At 66.6% G+C, this 18062-nt stretch carries 13 protein-coding genes; 6 read left to right on the forward strand and 7 right to left on the reverse strand.

The features are described 5' to 3' along the window. Nucleotides 1–25 precede the first annotated feature (25 nt). The 4 genes from ACZYZ4_RS02160 to ACZYZ4_RS02175 form a co-directional block, all read right to left on the reverse strand. Nucleotides 26–763, reverse strand: coding sequence for an amino acid ABC transporter ATP-binding protein (locus ACZYZ4_RS02160; protein WP_111908517.1), 738 nt, complete (start codon nt 761–763; stop codon nt 26–28). Beyond that, nucleotides 760–1524: an amino acid ABC transporter permease gene (locus tag ACZYZ4_RS02165; RefSeq protein ID WP_463857738.1), complete on the reverse strand. Its 765-nt coding sequence runs from the start codon at nt 1522–1524 to the stop codon at nt 760–762. Before ACZYZ4_RS02165 ends, ACZYZ4_RS02160 begins: the two co-directional genes overlap by 4 nt. A gap of 17 nt (nt 1525–1541) precedes the next feature. Beyond that, nucleotides 1542–2477 carry an ABC transporter substrate-binding protein gene (locus tag ACZYZ4_RS02170; RefSeq protein WP_463857740.1) on the reverse strand — a complete coding sequence of 312 codons (936 nt, stop codon included), beginning with the start codon at nt 2475–2477 and terminating at the stop codon, nt 1542–1544. Between the two features lie 302 nt (nt 2478–2779). Next, entirely contained in the window at nt 2780–3487 is a 708-nt protein-coding gene (locus ACZYZ4_RS02175) for a 3'-5' exonuclease (RefSeq protein ID WP_463857742.1), read from the reverse strand. Nucleotides 3488–3550: 63 nt separating this feature from the next. Here ACZYZ4_RS02175 and ACZYZ4_RS02180 point away from each other — a divergent pair, with 63 nt between their 5' ends. From ACZYZ4_RS02180 to ACZYZ4_RS02190, 3 genes are all read left to right on the forward strand, one after another. Continuing rightward, entirely contained in the window at nt 3551–3967 is a 417-nt protein-coding gene (locus tag ACZYZ4_RS02180; protein ID WP_463857744.1) for an MGMT family protein, read from the forward strand. Nucleotides 3968–4056: 89 nt separating this feature from the next. Then, on the forward strand, nt 4057–7386 hold the full coding sequence (locus tag ACZYZ4_RS02185; protein WP_463857903.1) for an ATP-dependent helicase: 3330 nt from the start codon (nt 4057–4059) through the stop codon (nt 7384–7386). Next, complete coding sequence (locus ACZYZ4_RS02190; protein WP_463857746.1) at nt 7383–10889, forward strand: ATP-dependent helicase; 3507 nt, start codon at nt 7383–7385, stop codon at nt 10887–10889. Before ACZYZ4_RS02185 ends, ACZYZ4_RS02190 begins: the two co-directional genes overlap by 4 nt. Nucleotides 10890–10891: 2 nt before the next feature. Here ACZYZ4_RS02190 and ACZYZ4_RS02195 read toward each other — a convergent pair whose 3' ends face one another. Beyond that, nucleotides 10892–12169, reverse strand: coding sequence for a macrolide 2'-phosphotransferase (locus ACZYZ4_RS02195; RefSeq protein ID WP_463857748.1), 1278 nt, complete (start codon nt 12167–12169; stop codon nt 10892–10894). Nucleotides 12170–12338: 169 nt separating this feature from the next. Between ACZYZ4_RS02195 and nudC the strand changes: the two genes are divergently transcribed. The 3 genes from nudC to ACZYZ4_RS02210 all read left to right on the forward strand — a co-directional run bounded on the left by nudC (nt 12339) and on the right by ACZYZ4_RS02210 (nt 16170). Beyond that, nucleotides 12339–13361: an NAD(+) diphosphatase gene (nudC, locus tag ACZYZ4_RS02200; RefSeq protein WP_463857750.1), complete on the forward strand. Its 1023-nt coding sequence runs from the start codon at nt 12339–12341 to the stop codon at nt 13359–13361. A gap of 65 nt (nt 13362–13426) precedes the next feature. Further along, a complete protein-coding gene (locus ACZYZ4_RS02205; protein ID WP_463857752.1) occupies nt 13427–15562 on the forward strand; it encodes an ATP-dependent DNA helicase UvrD2 in 2136 nt (711 codons plus the stop codon). Continuing rightward, a complete protein-coding gene (locus ACZYZ4_RS02210) occupies nt 15559–16170 on the forward strand; it encodes a M48 family metallopeptidase (protein WP_463857754.1) in 612 nt (203 codons plus the stop codon). Before ACZYZ4_RS02205 ends, ACZYZ4_RS02210 begins: the two co-directional genes overlap by 4 nt. A gap of 86 nt (nt 16171–16256) precedes the next feature. Here ACZYZ4_RS02210 and ACZYZ4_RS02215 read toward each other — a convergent pair whose 3' ends face one another. Both ACZYZ4_RS02215 and ACZYZ4_RS02220 read right to left on the reverse strand, forming a co-directional pair. Further along, nucleotides 16257–16448: a dihydrofolate reductase family protein gene (locus tag ACZYZ4_RS02215; protein WP_463857756.1), complete on the reverse strand. Its 192-nt coding sequence runs from the start codon at nt 16446–16448 to the stop codon at nt 16257–16259. A 133-nt stretch (nt 16449–16581) separates the two neighbouring features. Continuing rightward, the gene (locus tag ACZYZ4_RS02220) at nt 16582–18003 is read right to left on the reverse strand and encodes a zinc-dependent metalloprotease (RefSeq protein WP_463857758.1); all 1422 of its coding nucleotides are present in this window, start codon (nt 18001–18003) and stop codon (nt 16582–16584) included. Between the last annotated feature and the right edge of the window lie 59 nt (nt 18004–18062).

Raw genomic sequence — 18062 nt, forward strand, 5'->3', positions numbered from 1 at the left:
AGACGGGGATTTTCTGTTGGTACGTCTACAGCACGTCCGAAAGGAAGCCCTTCAGGCGGTCCGTTGCGGGCGCTGTGAAGATCTGCTCGGGCGGACCCGATTCGACCACCACGCCGGCGTCCATAAACGTGACGGTGTCTGAGACGTTGCGGGAGAAGCCCATCTCGTGGGTCACCACCACCATGGTCATGCCGCCCTTGGCGAGGTCGGTCATCAGCGCCAGGACGCCCTTCACCAGCTCAGGGTCAAGGGCAGAGGTGGCCTCGTCAAAGAACATCACCTCAGGCTTCATGGCCAACGCGCGGGCGATCGCAACGCGCTGCTGCTGGCCGCCGGAGAGGTTGGCCGGGCGGGCATCAGCTTTGTGCTTGAGGCCCACCAGGTCCAGCTGCTCAAGGGCTTCGGCACGCGCCTGGTCGTTGGAGAGCTTCCGGAGCTTGCGCAGCGCGAGCGAGACGTTGTCCAGGACCGTCTTATGCGGGAACAGATTGAACTGCTGGAACACCATGCCGATCCGCTGTCGCAGTTCGTCCGGGTTGTCCTTCAGGACCGACCGGCCATCCAGCAGGATGTCCCCCTGGTCCGGTTCGATCAACCGGTTCATGACCCGCAGGAGCGTCGACTTTCCGGAGCCGGACGGACCAATGACCGAAGCCGTGGTGCCCTTCTCCACGTGGAGGTCGATGCCGCGGAGCACATGGTTATGCCCGAACGAAAGGTGCAGGTTCTTGCCGGTCAGGGTGCCGGAAGTAAATTCCGTCATGCCTGTGCCCCCTTGCCGATAGGTGCCGCCAGCTCGTCCGGTTCCTTCTTCTCCGGCCGGCCGGTACGGAGCCGGTTGTCGATGAAGTTCACGAAGTGGGTCAGCGGAACAGTCAGGATCAGATACAGAACGCCGGCGGCCACCAGCGGGGAAAGGTTCCCCGTGTTGGCCATGGCGTCATTTCCGATCCGGAAGATCTCTCGGTCGGAGGCAGCCAGGCCCAGTACGAACACCAGGGAGGAATCCTTCAGCAGCGAAATGAACTGGTTCACCAGGGCAGGCAGCACGCGGCGGATGCCCTGTGGTACCACCACGAGGCGCATTGACTTGCCGTAGCTGAACCCCAAAGCACGGGAAGCTTCCAGCTGGCCTTTCTCCACGCTCTGGATACCGGAGCGGAAGATCTCACCGATGTAGGCGCCGGCGATCAGGGTCAGAGCCAGGATCCCGAGTGGATACGGATTGCGGTTACCGGTGAGTTCCCGGGCAATGGGGCTGAGTCCAATGCCGATCACCAGGATCACCAGGATGGCGGGCAGGCCCCGGAACAGATCGGTGTAGATCCTCGCTGCCCAGCGGGCCACCGGATTCCGGGAAATACCCATGAGTGCGAGCAGCAGCCCCAGGAAGGAGCCGAGGATGCCCGAGGCCAAGGCCAGGATCAGGGTGTTGGGCAAGCCCACCGTGAGAAGGGAGGGAACGACTTTCGCCATTTCCTCCCAGTTGAGGAACGTTTCACCCAGCTGGTCCAGGAGATCCATAAGCGGTTAGGCCCAGATCAGCTCTGGGGAGCCGGAGCAGCTTTGCTTCCCGGCTTCCAGTCGGCGGGGGTCTCGCGGTCCGGGTACCATTCCTTGGTCAGCTTGGACCAGGTACCGTCAGCAATCACAGCGTCCAGCCCGGAGTTCAAAGCGTCGATCAGGGCCTTGTTGTCCTTGTTCACTGCGTAGGCGGTGAAGTTCTGCGTGTTCACGACGGACTCTGCGATGACAGTTCCGTCGCCTTCCTTCACCTGGCCGGTTGCCTGCTGCGAGGGTGCCACCCAGGCATCGATCTGGCCGTTGCGCAGGTTGGCGTACACGGTGGCGTAGTCCGGGAAGCGGACCGGCTCAAGCTTCAGGGTGTTCGTGACGTAGTCGTCCTGGACAGTGCCCTGGACGACGCCGATGCGGACATTGGCATCCAGGCCTGCGAAACCCTTGACGTCGCTGTCGGTCTTGGCAACGACAGCCATAAAGCCGAAGTCGTAGCCGTTGGTGAAGCCCACGTTGGCCCGGCGGGCGTCCGTGGTGGAAATCGAGGACGATCCCATATCGAACTGCTTGGTCTGTACCTGGGAGAGCAGCGCCGAGAAGTCGGTGGCGACGAATTCAACTTCGAGGCCAAGCTTGCCGGCGACGGCGCGCAGCAGCTCGTTGTCGTAGCCGGTGAACTTGCCGGCGGGGTCGATGAAGATGTTCGGCGGCGCGTCGGAGAGCGTGCCAACCTCCAGCTTGCCTTCGGTGTTGAGGCCCAGCTTGGTCTTGTCGATCTGGTCCAGCGGCGTGACATCGGCGGTGGTGTACTTGTCCAGCGTCTGCTGGTCGCTGCCGGCGAGGGCATCAGTGGGCGTGCCGCTCGGCTGGGCAGTCCCCGTGCCGCAGGCGGCCAGCGAGACAGCAAGGGCAACCGCGACAGGAACGCTGGTCAGCCACTTCATGGCTTTGGTCTTCATGAGAAAGTCACTTTCATCAGAGTCATAAGTTCAACCGGGCCGAAGGCTACGCGTGTGGCGCCTGGCGCTTTGCTCCCCAACGCCGGCCGGGGCGGGATTACCGCTGAACTTAATCATCTCATTTCCGGCTTTCAGCGCCTTCGGACGAATAAAGTCATGTCCTAAGGGGTGAAGAGTCGAATAAAAGAACGAATGAAACTCTTTCTGAACATTTGATGAATGAATGCTGCCGACGCGGCCGAATCCGAGGGTTCCGGCGGCCGCAGTCCGCGGTTCCGGCCCAATTGTGAGTTAGCTCTCAGCTAGAAGTCGCCGCTGGCGTCTTCCGGGGGAAGGACGGGCCAGTCCCCTTCGATCACGGCGGCGGGCTTGGTCTTGCGCAGGTAGTTCTGGAAGTCTGCTGCCTGGCTGACAGCCCAGTCCTTTTGCAGTTCGTGAAGCTGGCTGGCCGGCATCTTGAGCTTGGGGAACTTGATGGCCATCGCATCCAGCATCCGGAGCGTGGCCAAAGCGTCCGCGGCCGACGTATGGGCGTTGTCCAGCGTGATGCCGTATTCCTCGCACAGGGCCGTCAATGTGCGCTTACCCTTGCGGTATCGGTCCACCTGCTTGTTCATGATGAACGGGTCCAGGACGGGGAACCGGCTCAACTGCCGGACGCCGTAGCGGGCGGACTCAGCGGCCAGGATGGTGAAGTCGTAGCTGGCGTTGAAGGCAATAACCGGAATGCCGGCGTCGAACAGGTCCTGCAGGACGGTTGCGAGCTCCCCTGTGACTTCATGGGCCGGCCGTCCCTCACGCCGGGCCTGCTCCGTGGTGATGCCGTGGATATCGCTGGCCTCGGTTGGGATTTCGACGCCAGGATCGGCCAGCCATTCGTGTTCGGTAATCACGTCCCCCTTGTGGTCCACCACTGTCACCGACGCTGTGACGATGCGCGCGGCACGCGAATTCCGTCCGGTGGTTTCGAGATCGAAGGCTGCGCGGGGAAGGGTGTTCCAGGTGGTCATGCTTCAACGCTACCGGCCAGCACCGACAGGATCCCGCAGCGCCACTGACGGTAATCTGGATGTATGCGGACTGAGTACATTGAGGCGGTGCTCGCGCTGGTCGAGCTGGTTCCGCCCGGCACCGCACTGGCCTACGGTGATGTGGCCGAGCTGCTGGGGTCCGGCGGTCCCCGGCAGGTGGGCCACGTCATGAGCCACTACGGCAGCCAGGTCGGGTGGTGGCGCATCCTGAAGGCAAGCGGCCAAGGTCCGGAAGGCCACGAGGCCGAAGCCCTCCGCTGCTACCTGCAGGAGGGGACGCCGCTGCTCGGCGACCACGTTGCTTTCCTGCGCACCGGCGAAGGCAAGTGGCGGGTGGACCTGATGGCAGCACGCTGGGCACCGGGCGAGGATGACTTCGACCGGATCGACGCTATTGTGGAGCAGCTGGAGCGGCGGCTGCATAAATTGTCGGTCGCTGATGATGAAATGTCTGTGTGACCGTAACAATCCCTGATGTCGACCCCGCCGAGTCCACACGCACGTCAGCCAGGCCCGCGTCCGCGGCCGGACGTTCCGGCGGAACGGGCCTGCGTCTTCTTCCGCCGCGGCAGCTGCACGCCGACGTTCCGGCGTTGTCTGCAGACCAGCGTGACGCCGTCGACGTGCCCCACGGCTCCGGGCCGGTCCTGGTTCCCGGCGCACCGGGAACCGGAAAATCAACGGTCCTGATCGAGGCCGCCGTCCGTCGGGCCCTGCAGGACGGCGTGGACCCGGAGCGGATTCTCATCCTGGCACCCGGACGCCTCGCCGCCGACTCACTCCGCGACCGGTTCACCGCACGGCTGGACAGGAGCCTGAGCACCACGCCGGCCCGGACCTGGGCAGCCTATGCGTTTGACCTGATCCGCCGGGCAAAGGCAGAAGGAATCCTTCCGCTTCCGCGCGCCCCGCGGCTCCTGTCCGGCCCGGAACAGGACCTCATCATCCGCGAACTCCTGGAGGGCCACCGGATGCCCGGGCTGGAACTTCCGTGGCCTGCGGACCTGGAAGCGGCGCTGGAGACACGGGGCTTCCGCCACGAGGTACGCCAACTCTTCGACCGGATTATCGAATCCGGCCGGACCGCCGGTGACCTGGAGAAGCTGGGCCATCAGTGCGGTCGGCCGGACTGGATCGCTGCGGCGGCACTGTACGCCGAGTACCGGGACGTCCTGGACCTGCGCATGCCGGAGGCCTTCGATCCCGCCGGCATCATCACCACGGCACGGCAGATCTTCCAGGACGAGCCTGACTTCCTGGCCGCGGAACGGGATCGTCTCCAGCTGGTGCTGGTGGACGATGTGCAGGAGGCAAACCCTGCCGTTTTCGAACTGCTCGCTGACATCGCCGCCGGCAAGGACTGCTATGTCGCCTTCTCCCCGGATACCGTTGTGCAGGGATTCCGCGGGGCCAGGCCCGACCTGGTCGCGGAGCTGCCGCGCCTGCTTTCTGCGGAAGCCGGCGTCATCGAGCGGCCGCTGTGGCACACCCATCGGCACGCCCCCGCCATCGCCGAGGCCTGGCTCGGCGTCGCGGGCCGGATCTCGCAGCGTGCGGGCGGCCAGCTGGCCAGGCGGCTCGAGCAACCCGAAACCCTGGCAGGAACCGCGCACGGCCCCGCCGCCGTCGTCGAACCCCAACCGCAGTCCGCCGGAAGGGTGGAAGCACACCTGGTTATGTCGCCGGTCCACGAACTGCGGTACGTTGCCCAGCGCATCCTGGACCAGCACGTCAACCGTGGCCGCGACCTCGCCGAGATCGCCGTGATCGTGCGTAACGGCGGCCAGCTCGGTGAGCTGCAGCGGTACCTCACGGGCCAGGGGATCCCCGTGCGCGTTCCGGTGGCCGAATCGGCGGTCCGCGATGAAGTGGCCGTGCGCCCGCTGTTGGACGCCTACGCCATAGCGCTGGATCCCGAACTGCTGACCCCGGAGGCCGCCGTCGCGCTGCTGACATCGCGCATCGGGGGAGCCACATCCATTGAACTGCGCCGGCTCCGCCAGTCGCTCAGGCGGGAGGAACTGCTGGGCGGCGGCGGACGGACCAGCGACGCCCTGCTGGTTGAAGCATTATCGGAACCCGGCGCCCTCGCGACGCTGGGCTTGGAAGGCCGTTCCGCGCGCCGGACCGCGCGCATGATCCAGGCCGGGCGGAGCGCCGCCGCCGAGCCCGGAGCCAATGCGGAGACCGTTCTCTGGGCCCTGTGGCACTCCACCGGACTGGCCAACGCGTGGACCGAATCCGCCCTCTCCGGCGGTTCCCACGGAGCCCGCGCCGACCGGGACCTCGATGCCATGATGGCGCTCTTCCACACCGCTGAGCGGTACGTGGACCAGATGCCGGGCGCCGGGCCGGAGCAGTTCCTCGAGTACCTCCTGAACCAGGAGCTGCCCATGGATACTCTGGCCGCGCGGGCCCAGGTGGACGACGCCGTCGAGCTGATGACCCCGGCCAGTGCTGCCGGACGGCAGTGGCCCGTGGTCATTGTGGCGGGGCTGCAGGAAGGCGTCTGGCCCAATACCCGGCTCCGCGGTGAGCTTCTGGGCAGCAGCCTGTACGCCGACGCCGTTGAACACGGCGTCAGCTACGCCTTACAGCTGGACCCGCTGAGCCGGCTGCGGGAAATCCGCTACGACGAACTCCGGAGCTTCTCCACGGCCGTTTCCAGGGCCTGCGAGATCCTGATCTGCACCGCTGTTTCGTCCGAGGATGACCAGCCGTCGTCCTTCCTTGATTATGTGGCGCCGCTTGAGCCGGGCGCCGAGGGCAGGGGGTTTACGCCGGTGGAACGGCCCATGACCCTTCGTGCGCTGGTGGCAGAACTGCGGCAGTACGCGCAGCTGGATGGAAGGTATGAGCCCGAAGCCGCCGAGGCCGCCAGGGTCCTGGCCGGACTTGCCGCCGTGGAACCGGCTGTCCCGGGAGCGCATCCGGACAGCTGGTGGGGCCTGCCTTCCTTGACGACGTCGGAGCCGGTTGTCCCGCCGGGAGGGACCGTCTACGTGTCGCCGTCGAAGGTGGAATCCGTGCAGAAATCACCGCTCGACTGGTTTGTGCAGGCCGCTGGGGGAGAAGCCGCCACCGATTTCGCCCGGAGCCTGGGCACCCTGGTCCACGCCATCGCGCAGGACCTGCCGGAAGCCTCCGGGGGCGAGTACGTCGCCGAACTCATCCGCCGGTGGCCAACCCTGGGGATGAAGGACAACTGGGAAGGCAAACTCGACTTCCAGCGTGCCGAAACAATGGTGCGCAAGCTCGCCCAGTATGTCCTGCTGATGCGGAGCGAGGGCCGGAGCCTGCTGGGCGTCGAGCAGGACTTCGAGGTCCGGCTGCCCGACGTTCCGCCGGTGATGGGGTCGACGCCGACGCCGGCGGCGGAACCGGGCGATGGCCAGGGCGGCGAGGCCCGCGCCGCCGTGCTCCGCGGCCAGGTTGATCGGCTGGAGATCGACGCCGAAGGAAGGCTGGTCATTGTGGACCTCAAGACGGGCAAACGGCAGCCTGGCAAGACAGAGTTGTCTCGCCATCCCCAGCTGGGGGCCTACCAGGCGGCGGTCCTGGCGGGCGGTTTCGCGGAGGTACCCGGACTGCCCAGCTCAGCAGAACCCGGCGCGCCAGTGCCGGACTCACCAGTACCGGGCGGCGCAGTGCTGGCGCAGCTCGGAACAAGCGCCAAGAGCCCGGGCGTCCAGCAACAGGATCCCCTGGAGGCCCAGGATAACTGGGCGCTGGACATGGTTACCGATACCGCCGCAGTAATGTCCGGCAACAGCTTCGAAGCCAGGCATGACCCCGCAAAAAGCAGCCACGGGGGGCACGGCTGCAGGCTCCCTGAGGTCTGTCCGCTCTGTGTCCGCGGAAAGCAGGTCACCGAATGAGCCACCCCGAGGTTCCAGAGCCCCTGTTCAGCCCCGAGCAGCTGTCCAGGCTGCTGGGCGAAAAGAACACCCCTACCCCCGAACAGTCCGCCATCATTTCCTCACCTCTGGCTCCCCGGCTGGTGATCGCGGGAGCGGGCTCCGGCAAGACCGCGACCATGGCCGACCGCGTCGTCTGGCTCGTCGCCAACGGCTCGGTCAGACCTGAGGAAGTCCTGGGCGTAACGTTCACCAGGAAGGCGGCCGGCGAGCTGGCCACCCGGATCCGGGCCAAACTGGCCGCACTGCAGCGGGTCGCTGCCCAGGACACGCGGCATGACGTGTTCCCCGCGGGGCTGCTCAGCAGCGACGCCCTTGAGCCCAAAGTGTCCACCTATCACTCATTTGCCAGCGGCATTGTTTCTGACTACGGGCTGCGGCTTGGCGTGGAACGCGACGTTGTGCTGCTCGGCGGGGCCCAGGCCTGGCAGCTTGCCAGCGAAGTGGTGGAAGCGTTCGACGGCGACTACAGCCACTTCAAGGCTGCCAAGTCCACACTGGTCAAGGCAGTCATCCAGCTCGCGGGGGAGTGCGCAGAACACCTGCAGGAACCGGCCGACGTCGAGGCCTGGCTTATGGAGCGCCTTGCTGAGTTCGAAGAACGTCCCTACCTGGCCGGAGCGAAGAAGAACGCCCCGCAGGCAGCCGGTGAACTGGCCGCGATGCTGCGCACCAGGGCCAGCGTGGCTGACATGGTGGGCCGCTACGCCGCCGCCAAGAAGTCACGCGGGGCATTGGACTTCGGCGACCTGGTGGCACTTGCGGCCCGTGTCTCCCGGGAGATCCCGCTTGCTGCGGACATGGAACGCCAGCGCTACAAAGTGGTGCTCCTCGACGAGTTCCAGGACACGTCGTATGCCCAGCTGGTCCTGTTTTCGCGGCTTTTCGGCGAGGGCCACGCGGTCACCGCCGTGGGGGACCCCAACCAGTCGATCTACGGCTTCCGGGGTGCTTCGGCAGGGCAGCTCTTCCACTTTGTCCGTGAATTCCCTGTCCGCGTGGACGGGGACGACGGCCAGGGACGCTTCGTGCCGGCCCCTACGTCGTACCTCACGACGGCGTGGCGCAACGGCCGTGCCATCCTGTCCGCCGCCAACATCATGTCAGAGGCACTAGGGCGCGCCGAGGCTCAGAAGGCCCCTGCCGGCAGCGCCCCTGCGGCCACCGCTGCGGCGAATGTGCCGCCCCTGCAGCCCAGCCCCTTCGCCGTGGACGGACGGGTGGTGCTGGGCCGCTTCGGCACAGACCTCGACGAAGCCGCCGCCCTTGCGGAGGACGTTATAAAGTACCGGGTCACGGACTTTGAACGTGAGGCCGACGGCACACCGGTGCCGCCTGCACTGGCCGTCCTGTGCCGGCGCCGCGCCCAGATGGAAACCATCCGGCGGCAGTTCGAAGCGCGGGGGATCGCCTACGAAATCGTGGGGCTCGGCGGGCTGCTCGACACCCCCGAAATCGTTGACCTGGTGGCCACGCTCCGGGTACTTGCTGATCCCGGACGCTCGGACTCCCTGATGCGCCTCCTGGCTGGCGCACGCTGGCGCATCGGGCCGGCAGACCTGATGGCCTTCCGCGACTGGTCCAGCCAGCTCGCACGCCGCCGCGGCCGCCCGGCTAACGCTGCCAATCCGGAGGACGGGCCCGCAGACGCGTCCGACGAGGCGGTCATCGAAAGCGACCTGACTGACGGTGCCAGCCTGGTTGAAGCGCTGGACTGGCTGCCACGCGAAGACTGGACCTCTTCCCACGGCCGGACGTTGACCGGGCCGGCCCGCGACCGCCTCGGCAGGCTCTCAACGGAACTCAGGCAGCTGCGAGGCTACCTCGGGGACGACCTCACCACCCTGCTCGGCGAGGTGGAACGCGCCATGTTGCTCGACATCGAAGTGGCAGCGCGCCCGGGAACCAGCATCCACCAGGCCCGCCGAAACCTGGATGCCTTCCAGGACGCGGCAGCCGGCTTCCTGCGGACCTCGCACCGGGTGGACATCCTCGCGTTCCTTGCCTGGCTTGAAGCTGCCGCGGCCGAGGAAAACGGCCTCGAAGCCCCGCCGTCGGATATCAACCGCGAGGCTGTGCAGCTGCTGACCGTCCATGCGTCAAAGGGCCTGGAATGGGATGTCGTTTTTGTTCCGGGCCTCAACGTCGGTGCGTTCCCCAGCAACAAGGACTCCCGCTGGAGCAGCGGCGCGGCGGCCCTGCCGTGGCCGCTGCGGGGGGACCGGTCGGATTTGCCCCAGTGGGACACCGACCAGCCGGACCAGAAGGGGTGGCTGGACGCCGAGAAGGACTTCAAATCTGCGGTCCAGGTCCATGGTGAGGGAGAGGAACGCCGACTGGCATACGTGGCCTACACCAGGGCGAAGCACGTCCTCTGGGCCTCCAGCGCAGCATGGGTGGGCTCCAGGGCAGGCCGTGCCGAGATGTCACCGTTCCTCGCTGAACTGGAACAGCTTGTCGGCTCCGACCCCAACACCGCCCCGGCGGACGCACCGGAAATCTGTGCCGCCATAGTGCACCCGGCGTCAGTGGACGAAGCCTCTTTGCCTGAAAAGAGCCCGTTGACTACCGAAACTGAGGTGGCCGGATGGCCCTATGACCCCCTCGAAGGCCCGGTGGATGCGCGGACCGGGGAGCGCCTGCGGGTTGTTCCCGGCAGGCGGCTGGCCATGGAGAGCGCCGCGGCACGTGTCCGGGCAGCCTTGGAGCCGGTGATTCCTGAGGACTCGGTGCCTGTCCTTGAGCCTGCCTCCGCCAATGAGTCCGGGCCAAGGCTCCGGGGCAGTGCGGCGGGCTGGGCCAGGGAAGCTGCCTTGCTGCTGGAACGGCGTTCCAGGCGCGCCTCCGGGCAGGACGTTCACCTGCCCGGCCACATCTCTGCGTCCACGCTGGTGGACCTTGGCGAGGACCCGGCAGGGGTAGTCGGCCGGCTGCGAAGACCCGTTCCGCGTGAGCCCGGCATGTCGGCGCGGAAGGGGACAGCATTCCACGCCTGGGTTGAAGAGTACTTCGGCGCAGCCGGCATGCTGGATCTCGGCGAGGCCCCCGGCTCCGACGATCATATTGACGCCGCCTACGACCTCGACACCATGGTGGCCACCTTCAAAACCTCGGAATGGGCCGGCAGGTCACCGGCATTTGTGGAAGTGCCGGTGGAAACGCGGGTGGGCGACGTGGTGGTCCGAGGACGCATAGATGCTGTCTTCCAGGACGCAGACGGGAGGTGGGACCTGGTGGACTGGAAAACCGGCCGCCGGCCCTCTGCCGCCCAGCTGAGGGCCAAATCGGTGCAGCTCGCCGCGTACCGGCTGGCGTGGGCCCGGCTCAAGGGCGTGGCAGTGGAGGACGTCAGGGCCGCCTTCTTCTACGTTGCGGACAACCAGGTGGTGCGGCCGCACGATCTGGGCTCCGCTGCGGAGCTGGAACAGATCGTGGCCGCCGTCCTCGACGTCGGTGCTCCCTGAGGTCAGTGCTTCCTGACTTCGACGATGCTGATGGCCGCGGTGGACGTGTCCTCGGCGGACCGGTGTACTGACCGATTGTCGGCCGGCTCGTCGTCCGCGGACTCTTCGTCCGCCGGTGCTTCGCCGGACGGGAGGGGCTCTGCCGGGATAGGGCTGACTTCCACTGCGGGCAAAACTGGAACCGGCTCCACCGACAGGACGGGCACGGGAACGACGGTCACGGCCGGAGTTGCGGCAACACTCACCGCCCGGGACTGGGCTGCGGGGGACTGGCCCGCTGCCGCGGAGTCGGCCGCAGGGGACTGGGCGGCGTCGTCGGCCGTGGCAGCCGGGGCCGGCAGCGGCTCGACACTGATGGCCTGGCCTCCATGCTCTTCGACGTCGGCCGCGAGCGTTTCCAGCATGCCTTCGGCTTCGGCAACCATCCCGGTATCGGCGGCAGCGATGCCCTTGACCAGGTATTGCGCCAACGCGAACTCGGCAGACAAAGCGGCCCGCCGGATCAGATGCTGGTCCGGGGCGTCGCGGCGGCTGCCGGTGTAACTGGCAAGAACTGCGTCCACAAAATCCTGTTCGTTCGAGGCAACCAGCCAGGCGAAGTCGTCGGCGGGATCCCCGATCCGCAGGTCCGTCCAGCCCGTAACCGCCGTGACGCGGCCGCTTTCCACCAGGAGGTTGTCCTCATGGAGGTCACCGTGGACAACGCACGGGTTGAACCGCCACAGCGAGACGTCTTCAAGGGCATGCTCCCAGCGGAGCAGCAGCGATGCGGGAATTTTTCCGGTAGTGGCTGCCTGGTCGAGCTCGTTCAGGCGGCGCTGGCGAAATTCGTTGGGCGTGTAGCTGGGCAGATCGGCATTGCTGACCAGGGCGTGCGGAAGATCGTGGATGGCCGCCAGGGCTGTCCCGATTTCCCGGGCAAGCGCGGCCGGACCCGCGGTGAGTTCTTCCACACTCTGCGTGCCGCCGGCCAGATGGGAGTAGACAAACGTGCTGAGGTTGCCCAGCCGGACGCTGCCGGCCACGGTGGGCATCAGGAAGGGCAGCTCGGCCCGGATGGCCGGCGCGAACGCCCGGAGGACAAGGAACTCCGTCTCGAGCCTGGCGCTGGCTTCCGCATGCCGCGGGGACCTGACCCGCCACTGTTTGCCTTCCGAATCCAGCAGCAGCGCGGAGTCGAAATCCGCGGGATCGTCCGCAGCGGAGCTAACGGCGGTTGGGGTCAGCCCGGGGACTGCCGCGGTTGCCACGGCTGCCAGTTCGATCGGTTTTCTTCTCACCGTTCCACGGTAGATTGAGTGGCGTCCAAGACAACGATGTGCGGCGGCGAGTCTCCAGATATGCTGCAAAAGTCGGCTTCCGCACCCCGCCCGGACGTCCACGCCACATGTCCCCGCCGAATGTCCCCGCCGAATGTAAATTGTCTGTCCGAATCAGTACGGTGGACACATGAGTCATGCGGAGTCCGCTACACCGGCCTACCAGCCGCAGGCAGTCCAGCTGCCGGCCAACCACCTGTTCGACACCGTACTGCCGGTTCTCCCGGCTGCCGTGGACCGCGGCTCCGCTGACCGTGTCCGGCCAGGCATGGTTGAGGAATTGCTGGACAGCGAGCACACGCGGGCAGTGGTCCTTGCCGGGCGGCAGGCCCTGGTGCAGGGTAACCAGCTTCTGTTGCCCGCAGCCGCCCAGTTGCTGGCTGACCTGCGGGACCGTGGCTCGGTCCCAGTGCAGGTCATCTATCTTGGCGCCGCGCTGAACGGCTCGGACCTTGCCGCCGGCACCGAAGTGGTCCTTGTTGTCCTTCCCGAACCTGCGGAGCCCGGCACGGCCGTAATCCCGGCCAACGCGCAGTGGGCCGGCTTCCGCGACATCGCCGCCGTGCTGAACCCCACCGACACGGCGTTGTTCGTCGAAGCCAGCGCCATCGCCAACTGGCACGCGGGCCATACGCACTGCCCCCGCTGCGGAACCCACACTGTCGTGGAAGCCGGCGGCTGGGTGCGCCGCTGCCCCCAGGACAGCTCGGAACACTACCCCCGGACGGATCCGGCCATCATCGTCACGGTGGTAGGGCCGGACGGACGGCTGCTGCTCGGCGGCGGCGGGCCCGTTGACGCGAAAAATTACTCCACGCTGGCCGGATTCGTCGAACCTGGCGAATCCCTTGAACAGGCCGTCGTCAGGGAAATCCACGAAGAGGTGGGCGTCAGGGTCACCGGCTGCCAGTACTTGGGCTCGCAGTCGTGGCCGTTCCCGGCCTCCCTTATGCTTGGATTTACCGCCATCACCGCAGACGCCGTGGCAAAACCCGACGGCGTGGAGGTAACCCGTGCGCGCTGGTTCAGCCGGGAGGAACTCCAGGACGCCGTGCTTACCGGTGAAATCACCATCTCCAGCCGGCTGTCCATTGCACGCTCGCTGATTGAGCACTGGTATGGCGGCCGGATCATCGACCGCACGGACACCTGAGCCCCGGAACAGGCACCATTGGCCAGACGCCAGCATGTGGCAGTCGCGACAACAGAGCAGCAGAAGTGACCACAGAGAATTTTGACAGTTCAGAGTCCCTTGAGGAACGAATCCTCGGGGGACTTGACGCGGAACAACGTGAGGTTGCCAGCACGCTCAACGGCCCGCTGTGCGTCCTTGCCGGTGCCGGCACCGGCAAGACCCGGGCCATTACGCACCGGATTGCGTATGGCGTGCACTCCGGCGTTTACAGTCCCCAGCGACTCCTCGCTGTGACGTTCACTGCCCGGGCCGCAGCGGAAATGCGCAGCAGGCTGCGGGACCTCGGCGTGGGCAACGTGCAGGCGCGCACGTTCCACGCGGCCGCCCTGCGGCAACTGCAGTTTTTCTGGCCACAGGCGGTAGGCGGCACCCTGCCCAACCTGCTGGACCACAAGGCGCAGATGATCGCCGAAGCGTCCCGCCGCCTGCGGCTCAGCACTGACCGCGCTTCCATCCGCGACCTCGCCTCCGAAATCGAGTGGGCCAAGGTCTCCATGCTGACCCCGGCCAACTACCTGGAGAACGCGCAGGGCAGGGGAACCCCCGGCGGGTTCGACCTCACCGCCGTCGCCCGGGTCTTCCAGTCCTATGAGGACGTCAAGACCGACCGCAACGTCATTGATTTTGAGGACGTACTCCTGATCACGGTCGGGATCCTGCAGGAGGACCAGAAAGTCGCGGCCACCGTCCGCGAGCAGTACCGGCACTTTGTGGTGGATGAGTACCAGGACGTTTCTCCGCTGCAGCAGCGCCTCCTGGAACTGTGGCTGGGCGGGCGGGACGAGCTGTGCGTTGTGGGCGATGCGAGCCAGACGATCTACTCGTTTACCGGCGCTTCGCCCAAGCATCTCCTGGGATTCAAGGCCCAGTACCCGGAAGCCAATGTGGTGAAACTGATCCGGGATTACCGTTCCACGCCGCAGGTGGTCAAGCTGGCCAACGATCTCCTTGCCGCACGGCGCGGCGGCGGACCTGTGGCCGATGCCGCCTGGGCGGCTCCGCTGCAGCTGGTGGCCCAGCGCCCGGCAGGGCCCGTCCCACAGTTCACCGAATGCACCGACGATGAAGCCGAAGCCGCCACAGTGGCCATCAAGGTCCAGGAACTGCTCGACGCCGGCACTCCGGCGAGCCAGGTCGCTGTCCTTTTCCGCACGAACGGGCAGTCCCAGGCATACGAACAGGCGCTCGCGGCAGCCGGGATCAGCTACCAGCTCCGTGGCGGTGAGCGGTTCTTCGCCCGCAAGGAAGTGCGAGATGCCATCCTTCAGCTGCGCGCGGCAACCAGGGCGGTCGCTGAAACTGCGACGCCGGAACCGCTCGGCCAGCTGGTCCGCGATATCGTGGCCTCGCTTGGCTACACGGACGCCCCGCCCCATAACGGCGGCGCATTGCGCGAACGCTGGGAGTCGCTGGCAGCGCTGGTGGCGCTCGCGGACGAGCTGGTCCACGTCCGCGGCGAGCAGTTCAGTCTCGGTGACTTTGTTAATGAACTCCAGGAACGGTCGCTGGCGCAGCATGCCCCGACGGTCCAGGGCGTGACGCTTGCATCGCTGCACGCCGCGAAGGGCCTCGAATGGGACGCCGTGTTCCTGGTGGGCCTCTGCGAAGGCCTGATGCCCATTTCCTTCGCCGACACACCGGAAGCCGTGGATGAGGAGCGGCGCCTGCTCTACGTCGGTATCACGCGTGCGCGCGAGCACCTGGCCCTTTCCTGGTCCACGGCGCGGACACCGGGCGGCCGGGCCAACCGCAAACCCTCACGCTTCCTCGACGGACTCCGGCCCAACTCGGTGGCCAGCTCCAGTGCCCGCGGAAAAGGGCCGGCGCCGCGCCGGAAATCGGCTGCCCCCGCCACCTGCAGGGTCTGCGGGAGCATGCTGGGCAGCGGCGCCGAACGCAAAGTGGGCCGCTGCAACGACTGTCCTCCCAGTTACGAAGAACAGACGTTCGATGCCCTTCGGCAGTGGCGGAAGGAAATCGCACTGGCTGCCGAGGTGCCGGCGTTTGTGGTCTTCACCGATGCCACGCTGACGGCCATCGCAGAGGCCAAACCGTCCACGCTGGAGGAACTGGCGGCACTGGCCGGCGTGGGTCCGTCCAAACTGGAACGATACGGCGAAGACGTGCTGCGGGTGCTCGTCGAAAGCACCACCCTGTGACCCGCCAGCCGGCAGGACGGGGCAACCTGCCCCTCACGACGGCGGACGGAGCGCCGGTTGAGGTGCGGCGGTCGGCCCGCCGGACCAGGACCGTGGCTGCCTTCTGGGAAAACGGGACGGCAGTGGTGGCCATTCCGGCCCGGTTCACGGCCGCGCAGGAGTCTGAATGGGTGCACCGCATGCTGGAGAAACTGCACCGTCAGGGGGAGCGGCGCTCCCGCAAAGGAAGTAAGCAGCCGGCCACGGATACCGCGCTGGCCGCCCACGCCGCAGACCTTTCGGCCCAATACTTCGGCGGACGCGCAGTCCCGACGTCCGTCCGCTGGGTCAGCAACCAGAACTCGCGCTGGGGCTCCGCGACGCCGTCGGAAGGATCCATCCGGCTCTCCGACAAACTCCGGCCCATGCCGCAGTGGGTCATCGACTATGTCCTCTTGCATGAGCTCGCCCACCTGCTCGTTGCCGGGCACAACGCCGCGTTCTGGAAGCTGTTGGAGGCCTACCCCGACACGATGCGGGCCAAGGCCTTCCTGGAAGGCGTCTCGTTCGCCACCTCCCGGGGCCTGACCGCGAGCGGCAACGACTCAGAGCCAGGCGACGCCGACTAAGGCGTGTCTTCTAACCTTCGCCCAGTGTTCGGGAAGGGCCGTTGATAACGGTTGCTTCGCAGGGGGACCGTGACGCGAACCTCAGACTAATCGAGCCGGGCGTCGCGCGAGTAGTTGAGCAGTACCACGCCGTTGCCGAACGTCCGTGCCCCCTCGAGCCTGAGGGCCATCCGGACATCAGGGGCCTCGAACAGCGGCCGGCCCAGCCCCGGAACCACGGGATGGACCAGAATTCGGAATTCGTCGATCAGGCCGTGCCGCATGAAGGTGGAAGCCAAATTGGCGCCGCTAAAGACGATGTCTTGCGCATTCGAGCACCTCCAGTGGCCGAGAAAGGCGGCGTGGCCGCCGTCGTACCTTCCATCCGCGGAACAGGACATGTTCCGGCCGGCAGCCTAACCTGCGGTCTGGCTAACCCTTGGGCTGCTCACCATCGGCTGCGGGCTGGTCCCCGTCGTCACTGGCGTCGGAATCATCCTGCGGTGCGTCGTCGAAGCCGCCGCTCAGCAGCTTCTGCAGGGCATCGTCCACTTCGCTGTCGCTGGCCTCGGCCAGCTTGCGCCGGCCGCTGAAGCCCTGAGGGTCATCGAGGTCGTCGGCGGTGGGGAGGAGGTCCGGGTGCTGCCAGATGGCATCGCGTCCGGCAATGCCCCGCTCGTCCTTAAGCGCGGCCCACAGCGTGGCAGCCTCGCGCAGGCGGCGGGGACGGAGTTCCAATCCCACCAGGGACGAGAAAGCGTGCTCCGCCGGACCGCCGGTGGCACGACGTCGCCGGACTGTTTCCCGGAGCGCGCCGGCGGAGGGCAGCAGCTTCTCCGTGGCCGAAGCGGTGAGCTCGTCCACCCAGCCTTCAACGAGGGCCAGGGCAGTCTCCAGTTTTTCAAGCGCCTGCTCCTGTGCAGGGGTCCGCTGCGGCATAAAGACACCCTGGGACAGCGCTTCCTGGATGCCTTCAGGGTTGCTGGGGTCCAGGTCGCGGGCCAGCTCTTCAATCCTGGAAGTGTCGATATGGATGCCGCGGGCGTAGGCCTCGATGGCCCCGAGCAAGTGGCCACGCAGCCAGGGGACCTGGACAAACAGCCGCGCGTGGGCTGCCTCGCGGACGGCCAGGAACAGCCGGATGTCGTTTTCCGGCAGGCTCAGGCCCTCGCCAAACTTCGACACGTTGGCCGGGAGGAGTGCCATTTCCAGGTCGGCCAGGGGAACACCGATGTCGGTGGAGCTGACAACCTCGGCGGACAGTGCGCCGATCGCCTGCCCGAGCTGCATTCCAAAGATCGCGCCGCCCATGTTCTGCAACATGGAAGAGGCCCCGCCCATCGTGGACTTCATCTCTTCGGGCATCTGTTCTGTCATGGCACTGGAGAGCGCGTTGGCGATGCTGTTGGCGACGGGCTCGGTCAGCCGCTTCCACGTTCCGAGGGTGGCCTCAACCCACTCGGCGCGGGACCACGCACGGCCGATCAGGCCGGTGGCAGGAAGGTCGGTCACGGGATCGAGCCAAAGTTCCGCCAGCCGCAGGGCCTCATCGACTTCGCGGGTCTGCAGGGACGTGACGGACGGGTCGGCGCTGCTGGCGGCAACCCGGCGGGCGTTCTCGTGCGCGAGCTGCCAGTTTACAGGCCCTTCCGAAGGGGCACTCATCATGGCCTGGACCTGAGAGAACATCTGGGCCAGAAGAGTGGGGTCGTTCGGCAGGCCGGCTGCCTTTGCCAGTTCGGCGGGGTCGAAGTTTTCCATGCCCTTGCCGCCCATCAGGTTCTGCAGCATCTCGGTCAACGGATCCTTCGGCGTATCGTCGCCGTTGGATGGATTGAGTGGGTTGGAGGTCATGATCCCGCCGATCGTCGGTGTGACTGTTCAACTTCACGGTACCCCGGGCCGGGGCGGCT

Source organism: Pseudarthrobacter adonitolis (genome assembly GCF_055412845.1).

Coding starts and splice junctions, on each gene's coding strand:
- ACZYZ4_RS02160 (WP_111908517.1), bottom strand. CDS start 763: ATGACGGAATTTACTTCCGGCACCCTGACCGGCAAGAACCTGCACCTT.
- ACZYZ4_RS02165 (WP_463857738.1), bottom strand. CDS start 1,524: ATGGATCTCCTGGACCAGCTGGGTGAAACGTTCCTCAACTGGGAGGAA.
- ACZYZ4_RS02170 (WP_463857740.1), bottom strand. CDS start 2,477: ATGAAGACCAAAGCCATGAAGTGGCTGACCAGCGTTCCTGTCGCGGTT.
- ACZYZ4_RS02175 (WP_463857742.1), bottom strand. CDS start 3,487: ATGACCACCTGGAACACCCTTCCCCGCGCAGCCTTCGATCTCGAAACC.
- ACZYZ4_RS02180 (WP_463857744.1), top strand. CDS start 3,551: ATGCGGACTGAGTACATTGAGGCGGTGCTCGCGCTGGTCGAGCTGGTT.
- ACZYZ4_RS02190 (WP_463857746.1), top strand. CDS start 7,383: ATGAGCCACCCCGAGGTTCCAGAGCCCCTGTTCAGCCCCGAGCAGCTG.
- nudC (WP_463857750.1), top strand. CDS start 12,339: ATGAGTCATGCGGAGTCCGCTACACCGGCCTACCAGCCGCAGGCAGTC.
- ACZYZ4_RS02220 (WP_463857758.1), bottom strand. CDS start 18,003: ATGACCTCCAACCCACTCAATCCATCCAACGGCGACGATACGCCGAAG.